This is a genomic window from Nocardioides sp. Arc9.136 (assembly GCF_030506255.1).
GTDB lineage: Bacteria > Actinomycetota > Actinomycetes > Propionibacteriales > Nocardioidaceae > Nocardioides.
The window spans coordinates 2026061-2040919 of sequence record NZ_CP113431.1; the positions used below are offsets into that span (position 1 = coordinate 2026061).

At 72.5% G+C, this 14859-nt stretch carries 16 protein-coding genes; 8 read left to right on the forward strand and 8 right to left on the reverse strand.

Annotation, left to right across the window (positions count from 1 at the left end; translation table 11 throughout):
- Positions 1–8: 8 nt before the first annotated feature.
- From gap to OSR43_RS09865, 5 genes are read left to right on the forward strand one after another with little or no spacing between them, the layout of a single operon-like run.
- Positions 9–1007 carry a type I glyceraldehyde-3-phosphate dehydrogenase gene (gene gap / locus OSR43_RS09845; RefSeq protein ID WP_302271222.1) on the forward strand — a complete coding sequence of 333 codons (999 nt, stop codon included), beginning with the start codon at positions 9–11 and terminating at the stop codon, positions 1005–1007.
- A 2-nt stretch (positions 1008–1009) separates the two neighbouring features.
- The gene (pgk, locus tag OSR43_RS09850) at positions 1010–2236 is read left to right on the forward strand and encodes a phosphoglycerate kinase (RefSeq protein WP_302271224.1); all 1227 of its coding nucleotides are present in this window, start codon (positions 1010–1012) and stop codon (positions 2234–2236) included.
- Entirely contained in the window at positions 2236–3030 is a 795-nt protein-coding gene (tpiA, locus tag OSR43_RS09855) for a triose-phosphate isomerase (protein WP_302271227.1), read from the forward strand. Before pgk ends, tpiA begins: the two co-directional genes overlap by 1 nt.
- A 29-nt stretch (positions 3031–3059) precedes the next feature.
- Positions 3060–3296 (forward strand): preprotein translocase subunit SecG, encoded by a 237-nt coding sequence (gene secG, locus OSR43_RS09860; protein ID WP_302271230.1) that lies wholly within the window; start codon positions 3060–3062, stop codon positions 3294–3296.
- Between the two features lie 24 nt (positions 3297–3320).
- Positions 3321–3680, forward strand: a complete 360-nt coding sequence (locus OSR43_RS09865; RefSeq protein ID WP_302271232.1) for an RNA polymerase-binding protein RbpA — start codon at positions 3321–3323, stop codon at positions 3678–3680.
- Between the two features lie 99 nt (positions 3681–3779).
- On the opposite strand, the gene pgl is transcribed toward OSR43_RS09865, so the two are convergent.
- From pgl to tkt, 4 genes are read right to left on the reverse strand one after another with little or no spacing between them, the layout of a single operon-like run.
- Positions 3780–4538, reverse strand: a complete 759-nt coding sequence (gene pgl / locus OSR43_RS09870) for a 6-phosphogluconolactonase (protein ID WP_302271233.1) — start codon at positions 4536–4538, stop codon at positions 3780–3782.
- Positions 4535–6214 (reverse strand): glucose-6-phosphate isomerase, encoded by a 1680-nt coding sequence (gene pgi / locus OSR43_RS09875; protein ID WP_302271234.1) that lies wholly within the window; start codon positions 6212–6214, stop codon positions 4535–4537. The genes pgl and pgi overlap by 4 nt, the downstream gene beginning before the upstream one ends.
- Positions 6211–7317 (reverse strand): transaldolase, encoded by a 1107-nt coding sequence (gene tal, locus OSR43_RS09880; protein ID WP_302271235.1) that lies wholly within the window; start codon positions 7315–7317, stop codon positions 6211–6213. The genes pgi and tal overlap by 4 nt, the downstream gene beginning before the upstream one ends.
- A gap of 51 nt (positions 7318–7368) precedes the next feature.
- Positions 7369–9471: a transketolase gene (tkt, locus tag OSR43_RS09885; protein WP_302271238.1), complete on the reverse strand. Its 2103-nt coding sequence runs from the start codon at positions 9469–9471 to the stop codon at positions 7369–7371.
- 170 nt (positions 9472–9641) lie between these two features.
- Between tkt and OSR43_RS09890 the strand changes: the two genes are divergently transcribed.
- Complete coding sequence (locus OSR43_RS09890; protein WP_302271241.1) at positions 9642–10598, forward strand: heme o synthase; 957 nt, start codon at positions 9642–9644, stop codon at positions 10596–10598.
- Between the two features lie 129 nt (positions 10599–10727).
- Here the strand turns inward: OSR43_RS09890 and OSR43_RS09895 are convergent, their stop codons facing one another.
- From OSR43_RS09895 to OSR43_RS09910, 4 genes are read right to left on the reverse strand one after another with little or no spacing between them, the layout of a single operon-like run.
- Positions 10728–11222 (reverse strand): GNAT family N-acetyltransferase, encoded by a 495-nt coding sequence (locus tag OSR43_RS09895; protein ID WP_302271243.1) that lies wholly within the window; start codon positions 11220–11222, stop codon positions 10728–10730.
- 44 nt (positions 11223–11266) lie between these two features.
- The gene (locus OSR43_RS09900; protein WP_302271246.1) at positions 11267–12214 is read right to left on the reverse strand and encodes a heme A synthase; all 948 of its coding nucleotides are present in this window, start codon (positions 12212–12214) and stop codon (positions 11267–11269) included.
- A 47-nt stretch (positions 12215–12261) separates the two neighbouring features.
- Complete coding sequence (locus OSR43_RS09905; RefSeq protein WP_302271248.1) at positions 12262–13068, reverse strand: ABC transporter permease; 807 nt, start codon at positions 13066–13068, stop codon at positions 12262–12264.
- Positions 13065–14003, reverse strand: coding sequence for an ABC transporter ATP-binding protein (locus OSR43_RS09910; protein WP_364864960.1), 939 nt, complete (start codon positions 14001–14003; stop codon positions 13065–13067). Before OSR43_RS09910 ends, OSR43_RS09905 begins: the two co-directional genes overlap by 4 nt.
- A 62-nt stretch (positions 14004–14065) precedes the next feature.
- Here OSR43_RS09910 and OSR43_RS09915 point away from each other — a divergent pair, with 62 nt between their 5' ends.
- Both OSR43_RS09915 and OSR43_RS09920 read left to right on the forward strand, forming a co-directional pair.
- A complete protein-coding gene (locus OSR43_RS09915; protein ID WP_302271250.1) occupies positions 14066–14428 on the forward strand; it encodes a hypothetical protein in 363 nt (120 codons plus the stop codon).
- Complete coding sequence (locus tag OSR43_RS09920; protein ID WP_302271252.1) at positions 14421–14819, forward strand: hypothetical protein; 399 nt, start codon at positions 14421–14423, stop codon at positions 14817–14819. Before OSR43_RS09915 ends, OSR43_RS09920 begins: the two co-directional genes overlap by 8 nt.
- Positions 14820–14859 lie beyond the last annotated feature (40 nt).

Below are 14859 nucleotides of genomic sequence, written 5' to 3' on the forward strand. Positions count from 1 at the left end.
CAACCGCAGTGACTGTTCGCGTAGGCATCAACGGGTTCGGCCGGATCGGCCGCAACTTCTTCCGCGCCGTCCGGGCGTCCGGTCTCGACATCGAGATCGTCGCCGTCAACGACCTGACCGACAACACGTCGCTCGCCCCGCTGCTGAAGTTCGACTCGATCCTGGGCCGCCTGGACGCCGACGTGACGGCGACCGCGGACGAGATCCGCGTCGGCGACCAGGTCATCAAGACCTTCGCCGAGCGGGACCCCGCGAACCTCAAGTGGGGCGACCTCGGTGTCGACGTCGTCGTGGAGTCGACCGGCTTCTTCACCGACGCCACCAAGGCCCGCGCGCACGTGGACAACGGCGGCGCCAAGAAGGTCATCATCTCCGCGCCGGCCTCCAACGAGGACGTCACCGTGGTCATGGGTGTCAACCACCAGACCTACGACCCCAGCGCCCACACCGTCATCTCGAACGCGTCGTGCACCACCAACTGCCTCGCGCCGATGGCCAAGGCGCTCAACGACGAGTTCGGCATCGTCAAGGGCCTGATGACGACGGTCCACGCCTACACCGCGGACCAGAACCTGCAGGACAACATCCACAAGGACCTGCGTCGCGCCCGCGCCGCGGCCCTCAACGTGGTCCCGACCTCGACCGGTGCGGCCAAGGCCATCGGCCTGGTCCTGCCCGAGCTCAAGGGCAAGCTCGACGGCTACGCGCTGCGCGTCCCGGTCCCGACCGGCTCCGCCACCGACCTCACCTTCGAGGCCGGTCGCGAGACCAGCGTCGAGGAGGTCAACGCCGCGGTCGAGAAGGCCGCCGACGGTCGCTTCCTGCGCTACTCGACCGACCCGCTGGTGTCGTCCGACATCGTCACCGACCCCGCGTCGTGCATCTTCGACGCGCCGCTGACCAAGGTCATCGGCAACCAGGTCAAGGTCGTCGGCTGGTACGACAACGAGTGGGGCTACTCCAACCGCCTCGCGGACCTGATCGACTACATCGGCGAGACCCTCTGACCGTGGGAGACCTCACCACCCTCGACGACCTGGTCGCCCAGGGAGTCGCGGGCAAGCGCGTCCTGGTCCGCTCGGACCTGAACGTCCCGCTCGACGGCGCCACCATCACCGACGACGGCCGGATCCGTGCCAGCGTCCCGACCATCCGCACGCTGGCCGAGGCCGGCGCGCGGGTGGTCGTGACCGCCCACCTCGGCCGGCCGAAGGGCGCGCCGGACCCGGCGTACTCCCTGCGACCGGTGGCCGCGCGGCTCGGCGAGCTGCTCGGCCGTGAGGTCGCCTTCGCCGGCGACACCGTCGGCGAGTCGGCCCACGAGACCGTCGACCGGCTCGAGGACGGCGGCGTCGCCGTCCTCGAGAACGTCCGCTTCAACGCGGGCGAGACCAGCAAGGACGACGGTGAGCGCGGCGCGTTCGCGGACCGTCTCGCCGCGCTGGCCGACGCCTTCGTCTCCGACGGGTTCGGCGTCGTGCACCGCAAGCAGGCCTCGGTGTACGACGTGGCGCAGCGGCTGCCGCACGCCGTCGGAGGACTGGTGCAGGCCGAGATCGACGTCCTGCGCCGGCTGACCGTCGAGCCGGAGCGGCCCTACGTGGTCGTGCTGGGCGGCTCGAAGGTCTCGGACAAGCTGGGCGTCATCGACAACCTGCTCGGCAAGGCCGACAAGCTGCTGATCGGCGGCGGCATGGTCTTCACCTTCCTCAAGGCCCAGGGCCACGAGGTCGGCAAGAGCCTGCTCGAGGAGGACCAGGTCGAGGTCTGCCGGGAGTACCTCCAGCGCGCGGTCGACAGCGGGGTGGAGCTGATCCTGCCGACCGACGTCGTGGTCGACACGACGTTCCCCTCCGGCGACAGCACGCCCGCCCCGCAGGTGGTGCCCGCCTCCGGCATCCCGGCCGACAGCCTCGGCCTGGACATCGGCCCGGACTCCGCGCGTGCCTTCGCCGGTGCGCTCGCCGGTGCGCGCACGGTCTTCTGGAACGGCCCGATGGGCGTCTTCGAGGTCGAGGCGTTCGCCGAGGGCACCCGCGCGGTCGCGCAGGCGCTCACCGAGGTGACCGCCGAGGGCGGGCTCTCGGTCGTCGGCGGCGGCGACTCCGCGGCAGCGGTGCGGACGCTCGGCTTCGCCGAGGACGCGTTCGGCCACATCTCCACCGGTGGTGGCGCCAGCCTCGAGTACCTCGAGGGCAAAGTGCTGCCCGGCATCCAGGTCCTGGAGGACAACTGATGGCAGCGACCCGCACCCCGCTCATGGCGGGCAACTGGAAGATGAACCTCAACCACCAGGAAGCGGTGGTGCTGGTCCAGAAGCTGGCCTGGACGCTGTCGGACAAGCGCCACGACTACGCCAAGGCCGAGGTCGTCGTCGTCCCTCCCTTCACCGACCTCCGGTCGGTGCAGACCCTGGTCGACGGTGACCGGCTGCAGGTGAGGTACGGCGCGCAGGACGTCTCGACCCACGAGTCCGGCGCCTACACCGGTGAGATCTCGGCCGGCATGCTGGCCAAGCTCGGGTGCTCCTACGTCGTCGTGGGGCACTCCGAGCGCCGCGAGCACCACGGCGAGACCGACGAGGTCGTCAACGCCAAGGCCCACCGCGCGCACGCCGCGGGGATGACCCCGATCGTCTGCGTGGGCGAGGGCCTCGAGACGCGCCAGGCCGCCGGCCACGTGGACTTCTGCGTGACGCAGGTGACGGGCTCGCTGGCCGGGTTCACGCCCGAGCAGGTGGCCGGCCTCGTGGTGGCCTACGAGCCCGTCTGGGCCATCGGCACCGGTGAGGTCGCCACGCCCGAGGACGCACAGGAGGTGTGCGCGGCGCTCCGCGCATGCATCCGCGAGTCCCACGGCGACGAGGCGGCCGACGGCGTGCGCGTGCTGTACGGCGGGTCGGTCAAGGCGGCGAACGTCGCCGGGATCATGGCGCAGACCGACGTCGACGGCTGCCTGGTCGGCGGCGCGAGCCTGCAGGCCGACGAGTTCAGCGGCATCTGCCGGTACTACGACATGCCGGTCCTGTGACCGGCCTGCGTTGACGTAGGATCCGAGCCGTGGAACTCCTCTTCACCGTCATCCTCATGATCACGAGCGCCTTCATGATCCTCCTCGTGCTGCTGCACAAGGGTCGCGGCGGCGGTCTGTCCGACATGTTCGGTGGTGGCGTCTCCAGCTCGCTGGGCGGATCCTCGGTCGCCGAGCGGAACCTCGACCGCCTCACGGTCGGCATCGGCGTCATCTGGTTCGCGACCGTCATCGCCCTGGGCCTCCTGCTGGCCTACCAGGGCTAGAAGCTCCGGAAAGGGAGTAAGCACGTGGCTGGTGGAGGAAACGCGATTCGCGGTAGTCGGGTCGGCGCTGGCCCGATGGGCGAGGCGGAGCGTGGCGAGGCCGCGCCGCGCCAGGCGATCACCTACTTCTGCTCCAACGAGCACCGCTCGGTGGTGACGTTCTCGGTCGAGGCGACCGTCCCGGAGTCCTGGGACTGCCCCAAGTGCGGCCTCCCGGCCAGCATGGACTCCGAGAACCCGCCGCCGGCGCCGAAGATCGAGCCCTACAAGACGCACCTGGCCTACGTGAAGGAGCGGCGCTCCGACAAGGAGGCCGCCGACATCCTCGACGAGGCGCTCCAGCTGCTGCGCTCCCGCCGGAAGTCCGGCGACCTGATCTTCTGAGGCCGACGGCTGGTCGGGCAGCGGGCACGAGTCCGCGCCGCTCGACCAGCGGTCGACCTCCGCCGGCGTCCCCGCGGTGCGCCGGGTCGGACGCGCCGGTCAGAGACGCGAGGCCGATGCCCGGTCGAGGAACCAGATGGTCTCCTCCTGACCGGCCACGCCGACGGCGGGGACCTCGTGCACGTCGGCCACCTCGCCACCCTCGCCGGTCCGCCCGGCCAGGGCGCGGGCGACGGCCTCGGCCTTCCCCTCGCCGCTGACCAGGAACCACAGCGCCCGGTTGCGGTTGAGCGCCTCGAAGGTCAGGCTCACCCGCTCCGGCGGCGGCTTGGGGGAGTCGTGCACCGCGACGGTCATCGCGTCGCGGACGTCGAGCGCCGGGTGGCCGGGGAACAGGCTGGCGACGTGGGCGTCGGGCCCCAGGCCGAGCATCACCACCTCGAACCCGCCGGCTCCGCTGGCGCGCAGCGCCTCGGCGTACGCCGCGGCGGCCTCCTCGACGCTGCCGCAGTCGGCGGTCGTCGGGACCTCGTGGACGTTCTCGTCGGGGACGCCGACGACCGAGAGGAACGCCTCCCGTGCCTGCCCGGCGTTGCGGTCGGACGACCCGGGGTCGACGTACCGCTCGTCGCCCCACCACACGACGACGCGGGTCCAGTCGACCTCCGAGGCCGGTGCCAAGCGGGCGATCTCACGGTGCACGACCTCGGCGATGGTGCCGCCGGTGAGCGCGACGTGAGGGACCCGACCGGCCTCCTGGGCGTCGGCGAGGCGGCTGAGCAGCTCGCCGGCGACGGCCGTGGCCAGTGCCTGGTCGTCGTCGTGGACCTCGATGCGGGGGGTGAGCGGAGTGGTCATCGGCGCCGGTTCTCCCGGTAGTAGGCGATCAGCGACCGCGTGGAGGGGTCCTGCTCGGCCAGCGCGTCGGCGTCGCCGGCGATCGCCGGGCCCACCTGCTGGGCCAGCTGCTTGCCGAGCTCGACGCCCCACTGGTCGAAGCTGTCGATGCCCCACACGACGCCCTGGGTGAAGGTGATGTGCTCGTAGAGCGCCACGAGCTGCCCGAGCACGGCCGGCGTGAGGTCCGGCGCCATGATCGAGGCGGTCGGCCGGTTGCCGGTGAACACGCGCGCCGGCACCACGGACTCCTCGGTGCCCTCGGCGCGCACCTCGTCGGCTGTCTTGCCGAAGGCCAGCGCCCGGGTCTGGGCCAGGAAGTTGGCGAGGAAGAGCTCGTGGACGTCGTTCTCGCCGTCCTGGAGCGGGTACGCCGGATTGGCGAAGGCGATGAAGTCCGCCGGCACGAGCCGGGTCCCCTGGTGGATGAGCTGGTAGAAGGCGTGCTGCCCGTTGGTGCCCGGCTCGCCCCAGAACACCTCGCCGGTGTCGGTCGTGACCGGGGTGCCGTCCCAGCGGACGCCCTTGCCGTTGGACTCCATGGTCAGCTGCTGGAGGTACGCCGGGAACCGGTGCAGCAGCTGGGAGTAGGGGAGGACCGCGTGGGTCTGGGCGCCGAGGAGGTCGGTGTACCAGACGTTGAGCAGCCCCATCAGGACCGGCACGTTGCGTGCGGTCTCGGCGGTGCGGAAGTGCTCGTCCATCGCGTGGAAGCCGGCGAGCAGCTCGGCGAAGCGCTCGGGGCCGATCGCGACCACCAGGGAGGTCCCGATGGCGGAGTCGAGGGAGTAGCGGCCGCCGACCCAGTCCCAGAACCCGAAGGCGTTCTCGGGGTCGATGCCGAAGTCGGCGACCTTGTCCAGCGCGGTCGAGACCGCGACGAAGTGCCGCGCCACCGCGGCGTCCGCGTCGAGGCCGCCGTCGAGACCGCGCAGCCCGTCGAGCAGCCACTGCTTGCACAGCCGGGCGTTCGTGAGCGTCTCCAGCGTGCCGAAGGTCTTGCTGGAGACGACGAACAGCGTCGTGGCCGGGTCGAGCCCGGCCAGCGTGGTGGCGGCGTCGGTGGGGTCGATGTTGCTGATGAAGCGGCACTCGAGGCCCTCCTGGCGGTACGCCGCCAGCGCCTCGTACGCCATCACCGGACCCAGGTCGGAGCCGCCGATGCCGATGTTGACGACCGTGCGGACCCGCTCGCCGGTGGCGCCGGTCCACTCGCCGCTGCGCACCCGCTCGGCGAAGGCGTACACGCGGCCGAGGACCTCGTGGACGTCGGCCAGGACGTCCTGGCCGTCGACGCGGGGCCGGCGGTCGGCCGGGGCGTCGGCGGGCAGCCGCAGGGCGGTGTGCAGGACGGCGCGGTCCTCGGTGACGTTGATCCGCTCACCGGCGAACATCGCCTCCCGCCGCGCGGCCAGACCGACCTCGTCGGCCAGGTCCAGCAGCGCGGCGAGCACGTCGTCGTCGACGAGCGACTTCGACAGGTCGATCAGCAGGTCACCGGCGGTGAACGTCAGGCGCTCGGTCCGGCCGGGGTCCCGGTCGAACCACTCCCGCAGGTCGGGGGAGAACCCCTCCGCGAGCGACGCCAGCCGCGCCCAGGCCGACGTGCCGGTCGGATCCACCGGCGCGTCGGTCACGCGCCCGCCTTCTCCATCTGGCCGCGGACGGTCTCGACGAGCTCGGTCCACGACTTCTTGAACTTCTCGACGCCCTCCTGCTCGAGGACCAGCAGGACGTCGTCGAAGTCGACCCCGACCTCGGTCAGCCGCTCGAGGATCGCGCGGCCCTCGCCGCCCTTGCCGGTGACGACGTCACCGCGCACCTCGCCGTGGTCGGCGAACGCCTCGAGGGTCTTCTCCGGCATCGTGTTGACGCTGTCGGGGACGACCAGGCCGCTGACGTACATCGTGTCGTCGTAGTCGGGGTTCTTGACGCCGGTCGAGGCCCACAGCGGACGCTGCATGTTCGCGCCCGCGTCGGCCAGCGCGCGCCAGCGGTCGGAGGCGACGACCTCCGCGAACGCGTCGTACGCCACGAGCGCGTTGGCCACCGCGGCCTTGCCGCGCAGCGCGAGCGCGACGTCGCCGCCGACGGCCTCGAGCCGCTTGTCGACCTCGGAGTCGACGCGCGAGACGAAGAACGACGCCACCGACCGGATGGTCGACAGGTCGGTGCCGGCCTCGCGGGCCTGCTCGAGGCCGGTGAGGTAGGCGTCCATGACGGCGCGGTAGCGCTCCTCGCTGAAGATCAGCGTGACGTTGACGCTGATGCCCTCCGAGATCGCCGTGGTGATCGCGGGCAGGCCCTCGAGGGTCGCCGGGATCTTGATCAGCGCGTTCGGCCGGTCGACGGCCCGCCACAGCGCTCGCGCCGAGGCGATCGTGCCCTCGGTGTCGTTGGCCAGGTCGGGCTCGACCTCGATGGAGACGCGTCCGTCGTCGGCGGTGCGCTCGGCCACGGGGGCCAGCACGTCGCAGGCGTTCCGGACGTCCTCGGTGGTCAGCTCGAAGATCACCTCGTCGACCGGGCGACCGTCGGCGACGAGCTTGCGCACCTGCTCGTCGTACCGCTCGCCGTCGGCGATCGCGGAGGCGAAGATCGTGGGGTTGGTGGTCACGCCGACGACGGACCGGGTGGTGACGAGGTCGGCGAGGTTGCCGGTCTCGATGCGCTCGCGCGACAGGTCGTCGAGCCAGATCGACACCCCCGCGTCCGCCAGGGCCTTCAGACGATCACTCACAAGTTGTCCCTTCTGGAAGTCACTGCTCTCAGTACCCGGGGCGCCGTGGCGTCACTCGGTGGCGACGCGCAGGCTGTCCCGGGCGGCGTCCGCGACGGAGCGGGCGGTGATGCCGTACTCCTCGTAGATCCGTGCGTAGTCGGCCGACGCGCCGTAGCGGTCGATGGAGACCATCCGGCCGTGGTCGCCGACGTAGTCGCGCCAGCCCTGCTTGACGCCCGCCTCGACCGAGACCCGCGCCTTCACGGTCGGCGGGAGGACGGTCTCGCGGTAGGCGGTGGACTGCTCCTCGAACCACTCCAGGCAGGGGAAGGAGACGACGCGGGCGGCGATGCCGTCCGCGGCGAGGAGCTCGCGCGCCTCGACCGCCAGCTGCACCTCCGAGCCGGTGCCCATGAGGATCACGTCGGGGTCGCCGCTCTCGGCGTCGACGAGGACGTAGCCGCCCTTGGCGACGTCGTCGGTGGTGGCGAAGCCGTCGGTGCCGCGCGGGAAGACCGGGACGTTCTGGCGGGTGAGTGCCAGGGCGGCCGGACGGTCGACGTGGCGCAGGATCTCGAGCCAGGCGGCGGCGGTCTCGTTCGCGTCGGCCGGGCGGACGACGTCGAGGCCCGGCATCGCGCGGAGGGCCGCGAGGTGCTCGATCGGCTGGTGGGTCGGGCCGTCCTCGCCGAGGCCGATGGAGTCGTGGGTCCAGACGTAGGTCACGGGGAGCTGGCTGAGCGCCGCCACCCGGACCGAGCCCCGCATGTAGTCGGAGAAGGTGAGGAAGGTGCCGCCGAAGACGCGGGTCAGCTTGTCCGCTGCGATGCCGTTCATGATCGCGCCCATGCCGTGCTCTCGGATGCCGAAGTGCAGCACGCGGCCCTGGTAGGGGTCGCCGGTCCAGTCGCGGGTGCTGCGGCTCTCGGGGATGAACGACGGTGCCGACTCGATGGTCGTGTTGTTGGAGCCGGCGAGGTCGGCCGAGCCGCCCCACAGCTCGGGCAGCACCGGCGCCAGGGCGTTGATGACCTTGCCCGACGCCGACCGGGTCGCGACGCCCTTGGCGTCCGCCTCGAAGGTCGGCACCACGTCGGCCAGGCCCTCGGGCAGCTCGCGGGCACGCAGCCGGTGCAGCAGCTTCTCGCCCTCGGGGTTCACCGCCGCCCACGCGGCGTACCGCTCGTCCCACTCCCGGCCCCAGCCGGAGCCGCGGGTCCGCAGGGCGCGGGTGTGCTCGAGCACCTCCGGCGGGACCTGGAAGCGCTGCTCGGGGTCCCAGCCCAGGATCTCCTTGGTGGCCGCGACCTCCTCGTCGCCCAGCGCGCTGCCGTGGGCCTTCTCGGTGCCCTGGGCGTTCGGCGCCGGCCAGGCGATGACCGTGTCGAGCACGATCAGCGACGGGCGGTCGGTGACCTCGCCGGCCTCGACGATCGCCTGGTGCAGGGCGGGGACGTCCTCGCGGTACTCCTCGCCGCCGTTGGTCCAGTCGACGGTCTGCACGTGCCAGCCGTACGCCTCGTAGCGCTTGGCGACGTCCTCGGTGAACGCGACGTCGGTGTCGCCCTCGATGGAGATCCGGTTGCGGTCGTAGACCACGGTGAGGTTGCCGAGCTGCTGGGTGCCCGCGATCGAGGACGCCTCGCCGCTGACGCCCTCCTGCAGGTCGCCGTCGGAGCACAGCGCGTAGACGTGGTGGTCGAAGAGGCTCTCGCCGGGGGCCGCGTCGGGGTCGAGCAGGCCGTGCACGCGGCGGGCGGACATCGCCATGCCGACGGCGTTCGCGACGCCCTGGCCCAGCGGGCCGGTGGTCACCTCGACGCCGGCGGTGTGGCCGAGCTCGGGGTGGCCGGGGGTCTTCGAGCCCCAGGTGCGCAGCGCCTTGATGTCCTCGAGCTCCAGGCCGAAGCCGCCGAGGAAGAGCTGGGTGTAGAGGGTGATGCTGGAGTGCCCGCAGGAGAGCACGAACCGGTCCCGCGAGATCCACGTCGGGTCCGCCGGGTCGTGCCGCATGACCTTCTGGAACAGCAGGTAGGCGACGGGCGCCAGGCTCATCGCGGTCCCGGGGTGGCCGTTGCCGACCCGCTGGACGGCGTCCATCGCGAGCACCCGGGCGGTGTCCACCGCCTTGTCGTCGAGGTCGCTCCACTCGAGGTCGGGCACAGTCGTCACGAGGAACCTTTCAAAGGATGGGGAGAGACCGCTCACACCGGGGGAGCGATCAGGCTCGGGCGTTTCCGAGCCTACTGATGTCGGGGGCTAGACTCACACCCGCTCCAACGGGTACCCCGGCCCCGGCCGGATACCCGCTCGGCAACGCTCCCGATCACCCCGAGGACCCCGTGACCTACGTCGGCCAGTCGGCCACCGCCTCCGAGCGGCACGAGTCCGGCGAGCCGACCCCGAAGGCGTCGGTGCGCGACGTCGTCGCGGCGTACGTCGGGCTCACCAAGCCCCGCGTCATCGAGCTGCTCCTGCTCACGACCGTGCCGGTGATGTTCTTCGCCGACCGGGGCATCCCCGAGCTCGGCCTGGTCCTCGCCACGGTCGTCGGCGGGACCTTCTCCGCGGGCTCGGCGTCGGTCTTCAACTGCGTCTACGACCGCGACATCGACGAGCAGATGCGTCGTACCCGCCGTCGCGCGCTGCCCCGGCACATCGTGTCGCCCGCGGCCGCCCTGGTCTTCGGCGCGGTGCTCGCGGTGCTCTCGACCGTGATCCTCGCCGTCTGGGTCAACCCGCTCTCGGCGGCGCTCTCGCTGGGCGCCAACGCCTTCTACGTCTTCGTCTACACCATGCTGCTCAAGCGGCGCACGACCCAGAACATCGTCTGGGGCGGCCTCGCCGGCTGCTTCCCGGCGCTCATCGGCTGGACCGCGGTCACCGGCGAGCTGTCGTGGGTGCCGGTCGTGCTGTTCATGGTCGTCTTCTTCTGGACGCCGCCGCACACCTGGGCGCTCGCGCTGCGCTACCGCGAGGACTACGCGAACGTCGACGTGCCGATGCTGCCGGTCGTGAAGCCGGCCCACGAGGTCGCCAGGCAGATCGTGGTCTACAGCTGGGTCATGGTGGCCACCTCGCTGCTGCTGTGGCCGGTGGCCGGGACCGGCGCGGCGTACCCCGTCGCCGCGGGCGTCCTCGGTGCGGTCTTCCTCCTCGAGGCCCACCGGATGCTCGTCCGCACCCGCGGCACCGAGGACCTCACCGCGATCCAGCCGATGCGGCTGTTCCACTCCTCGAACCTCTACCTCTCGCTGCTCTTCGTCGCGGTCGCGCTCGACCCGCTGCTCTCGCGCTGAGCGCCGGTTCTCGGCGGGGCCGCTGCAGGAGTCCCCGGTCCACCGGGGACTCCCTCGCTTCCCGGGGTAGATCTGCCCCGGGAAGCGACAGACTGCCCCGGCAAGCGCCCGACGTGCTCCAGGACGGGCTCAGCGGCCGGACGCCCACTCCTCGCGCAGCACCGAGTAGACGTACAGGTCGTGGTGGGCGCCCTCGCGCCACTGCGCGCCCCGCGCGACGCCCTCCTGGCGGAAGCCGGCCTTCTCGAGGGACCGCTGCTCGGCGAGGTTCTCCCGGTCGGTGTGGGCCTCGACGCGGTTGACCGTCGTGTGCAGGAAGAACAGGTCGGCGAGCTGCCGCTGCGCCTCGGTGCCGATGCCCCGGCCCCGGGCCGACGCAGCGAGCCAGATGCCGATCATCGGGCTGCGGGACGCTTCGTTCGGGCCCCAGCGCAGCTGCACCCAGCTGAGGCTGCCGACGACGTCCTCGCCCTCGACCACGGCGAGGCCGCCGAGGTCGGCCGTCAGCGAGGGGTCGTACGGCGCGGTGCGCGGGTTGCGGGGCCCGAAGTCCTCGTACGGCGTGTCGCTCCCGGTCAGGTGGGGCAGGTCCGCCTCGGTGACGGGGCGCAGGCGCACGGGCATGGCGACAACCTAGCGACGCCGGGCGGGCGCGCCGGGTGCAGGAGTCACCGGTTCACCGGGGACCCCTGCACGGGACGAGGCTCGTCCGCCCCCGGCGCGTCCACCCCCGGCACGTCAGGCCGGGAATCGGCCTCGAGCGGCGCCACGAGCACGCGCTGGATGGTGGCGCGCGGGTGGCGGACGGTGAGCAGGGCCCAGGTGAGGGCGGCGGAGGTCAGGGCGGCGCCGAGGAGGTGGAAGCCGACGAGGACGACCGGGAGGTCGGTGAAGTACTGGACGAAGCCGATGGTGCCCTGGCCCAGCTCGACGGCGAGCAGGATCCACGCGGCCCGCACCGCCTGGGCGGGGGCGCCGGTGGCCCGCAGGGCGAGCAGCAGGCCGACGGTGAGGCCGAGGAGGAGGAAGACCGCGTCGGCGTGCAGCTGGCTGACCTGGAGCGGGTCCAGGCCGGTGCGCTTGGAGTCCGCGTCGCCGGCGTGCGGACCGGAGCCGGTGACGATCGTGCCGATGTAGAGCACGGCCCAGCCGGCGAGGAACGTCGCCCAGGCGAGACCGACCAGCCCGCCGCGGACCGGCGCGCCGACCGGGGCGTCGGCGACCTGCAGGAACCGCACGGAGAGGCCGATGATCGCCAGCGAGCAGACCAGGTGGAGGGACACGATCCACGGGTTGAGGTCGGTCAGCACCGTGATGCCGCCGATGACGGCCTGGGCGGGGATGCCCAGCGCCAGCAACGTGGCCAGCCGGAGCAGGTCGCTGCGGCGGCTGCGCCAGGCGGCGAGGAACGTCGCGATCGCGATGGCGACGAGGACGAAGGTCAGCATCCGGTTGCCGAACTCGATCGCCGAGTGCAGGTTCAGCGCGCCGTGCGGGGTGTAGGACTCGTCGGTGCAGCGCGGCCAGGTGGGGCAGCCCAGCCCGGAGCCGGTCAGCCGGACGGCGCCGCCGGTGACGACGAGGACGATGTTGGCGACCAGGGTCGCCCAGCCCATCGGACGCACCCATCGGGTCGCGGCCTCGGTGGTCGGTCGCACTGCTCTCACTCCCACTTGAACGTACGGGCGGTCAGCACCGTGCCGACCACCGCCCACCCGGCGAGGGTGAGGAGCGCCACGGGGGCGACGACGCCGTCGATCAGCGCGTCGCGCATGGCCCCGCCCAGGGCTCCGGAGGGCAGCCACCGGACGACGTCGCCGAACGCGCCGTACGCCGAGGCGGGCAGCACCACGGCGCCGCCGGCCATGAGCAGCAGGTAGACCAGGTTGGCGGCGGCCAGCGTCGCCTCGGCCCGCAGCGAGCCCGCGAGAAAGAGCCCCAGCGCGGCGAACGCGGCCGTGCCGAGCAGCACGGCCAGCGCCGCGCCGACGACCGCAGCCGGGCCGCCGGCCGGCTCCCAGCCCATGACCAGGGCGACCGCCGAGATCACGGCCACCTGCAGCGCCTCGACGGCCACCAGCGCACCGACCTTGCCGGCGAGGAGGCCGGAGCGGGGCAGCGGCGACGTGCCGAGCCGCTTGATCACGCCGTACCGGCGCTCGAAGCCCGTGGCGATCGCCAGCGACGTGAACGCCGTCGACATCACCGCCAGCGCCAGCACCCCCGGGGTGAAGACGTCGATGGCCCGGCCCGTGAGGTCGAGGTCGATCCGGTCGGCGCCCTGGACGGCTCCGACCAGGACGATGACCGGGATGACGACGGCGAGCAGCAGCTGCTCGCCGTTGCGCAGCATCAGCCGGGCCTCCATCGAGGCCTGCGCGCGCACCTGCTGCAGCCAGGGCGCGCCGCCGGGCCGGGGGGTCCAGTCCGCGGTGGCGCCGGCGCGCGGGGTGGTCGGCTCGGTGGTCACGGCTGGAGCTCCCGTCCGGTCAGCTCGAGGAAGACGTCCTCGAGGGTGCGCTGGCCCAGCGTCAGCGACTCCGGGAGCACGCCCTGCTGCTCGCACCAGCCCGACACCCTGGCCAGGGTGCTGGCGTCGGCGGGGCCGGTGACCAGGAGGCTGACCTCGTCGAGCAGCGTCACCTCGATCTGGTCCCCGAGGGCGACGCGCAGCGAGTCGGGGGCACCCGGCGGGAACGGCCGGCTCACCACGAGCCGGATCGTCGCCGCGGTGCCGCCCCGGGTCAGCTGCACCGGCGAGCCCGAGGCGATCAGCCGGCCGTGGTCGATGATGTGGATCCGGTCGGCGAGCTTCTCGGCCTCGTCCATGTAGTGCGTGGTCAGCACGACGGTCACCCCGGCGGCGCGCAGCTCGGTGAGCAGCTCCCAGGTGGTGCGGCGCGACTGCGGGTCCATGCCGGCCGTCGGCTCGTCGACGAAGACGAGCTCGGGACGCCCGACGAGCGCCATCGCCAGCCCGAGGCGCTGCTGCTGGCCCCCGGAGAGCCGGCGGTACGGCGTGCGCCCGCAGTCCCCGAGCCCCAGCCGCTCGGCCAGCAGGTCGACGTCCATCGGGTGCGCGTGCAGCCGGGAGACGTGGCGCAGCATCTCCATCGCGCGCACGCCGCTCCACGCGCCGCTGCCCTGCAGCATCACGCCGATGCGGGGGAGCAGCTCGGCGCGCTGGCGGACCGGGTCGAGCCCCAGCACCCGCACCGTGCCCTGCTGGGGCCGCCGGTAGCCCTCGCAGGTCTCGAGGGTGGTGGTCTTGCCGGCCCCGTTGGGGCCGAGGACCGCGGTGATGGAGCCGCGTTCGACGGTCAGGGAGAGCTCGTCCACGGCGACCTTGTCGCCGTACCGCATCACCAGGCCGTCGACGGCGACTGCTGGAGCGGCGTCGGACACCAGGCCAGTCTAGGAAACGTCCGCCGGAGGGGGCCGGGCGGGCAGGACCTAGGGTCAGGGGCGTGAACGCGGTGGTCCTGGGGGCGGTGGTCGTCCTGTCCGTGGTGGCGATGGCAGCGGTCGTGGTGCACCTGGTGCGCGACGAGACGGCGGGTGACCCGACCTTCCTCGTGCTCGCCCTGGTCGAGCTCGCCCTCGTCGTCCAGGCGGTGGTCGGCTGCGTGGCCCTCGCGGGCACCGACCGCGACGTGCCCGCGGCGACGTTCCTGAGCTACCTGCTCTCGCTGCCCCTGGTGCTGCCCATCGGCGCCTTCTGGTCGCTGGCCGAGCGCACCCGCGCCGGGACGGCGGTGCTGCTGGTCGCCCTGCTGACCGTGGTGGCCCTCGAGGTCCGGCTGCACTCCATCTGGACCGCCGGTGGCTGAGCTCTCCAGCGGCTGGGGCCGCATCCTCGTCGCGGTGTACGCCGTCTTCGCCGTCGCCGCCACCGGTCGCTCGCTCGTGCAGCTCGGCACGCAGGCCGACCGGGCGCCGCTGGCGTACTCCCTGTCCCTGCTCGCCGCCCTCGTCTACCTCGCCGCGACCACGTGCCTGCTCGTCGGCGGGCGGCGCGGCTGGTGGGCGGCCGTCGTGGCCGTCGGCATCGAGGCGGTCGGCGTGCTGGTCGTCGGCACGCTGTCGTACGTCGCCACCGACCTCTTCCCCGACCGCACGGTCTGGTCGCACTTCGGGCAGGGCTACGGCTTCCTGCCGCTGGTGCTGCCGCTCGCCGGGATCCTCTGGCTGAGACGCACGTCACCGCTCGCTGCGAGGTAAGGGGAGCCTTCCTTGAAGGGCCCCGACCAATAACGCCACA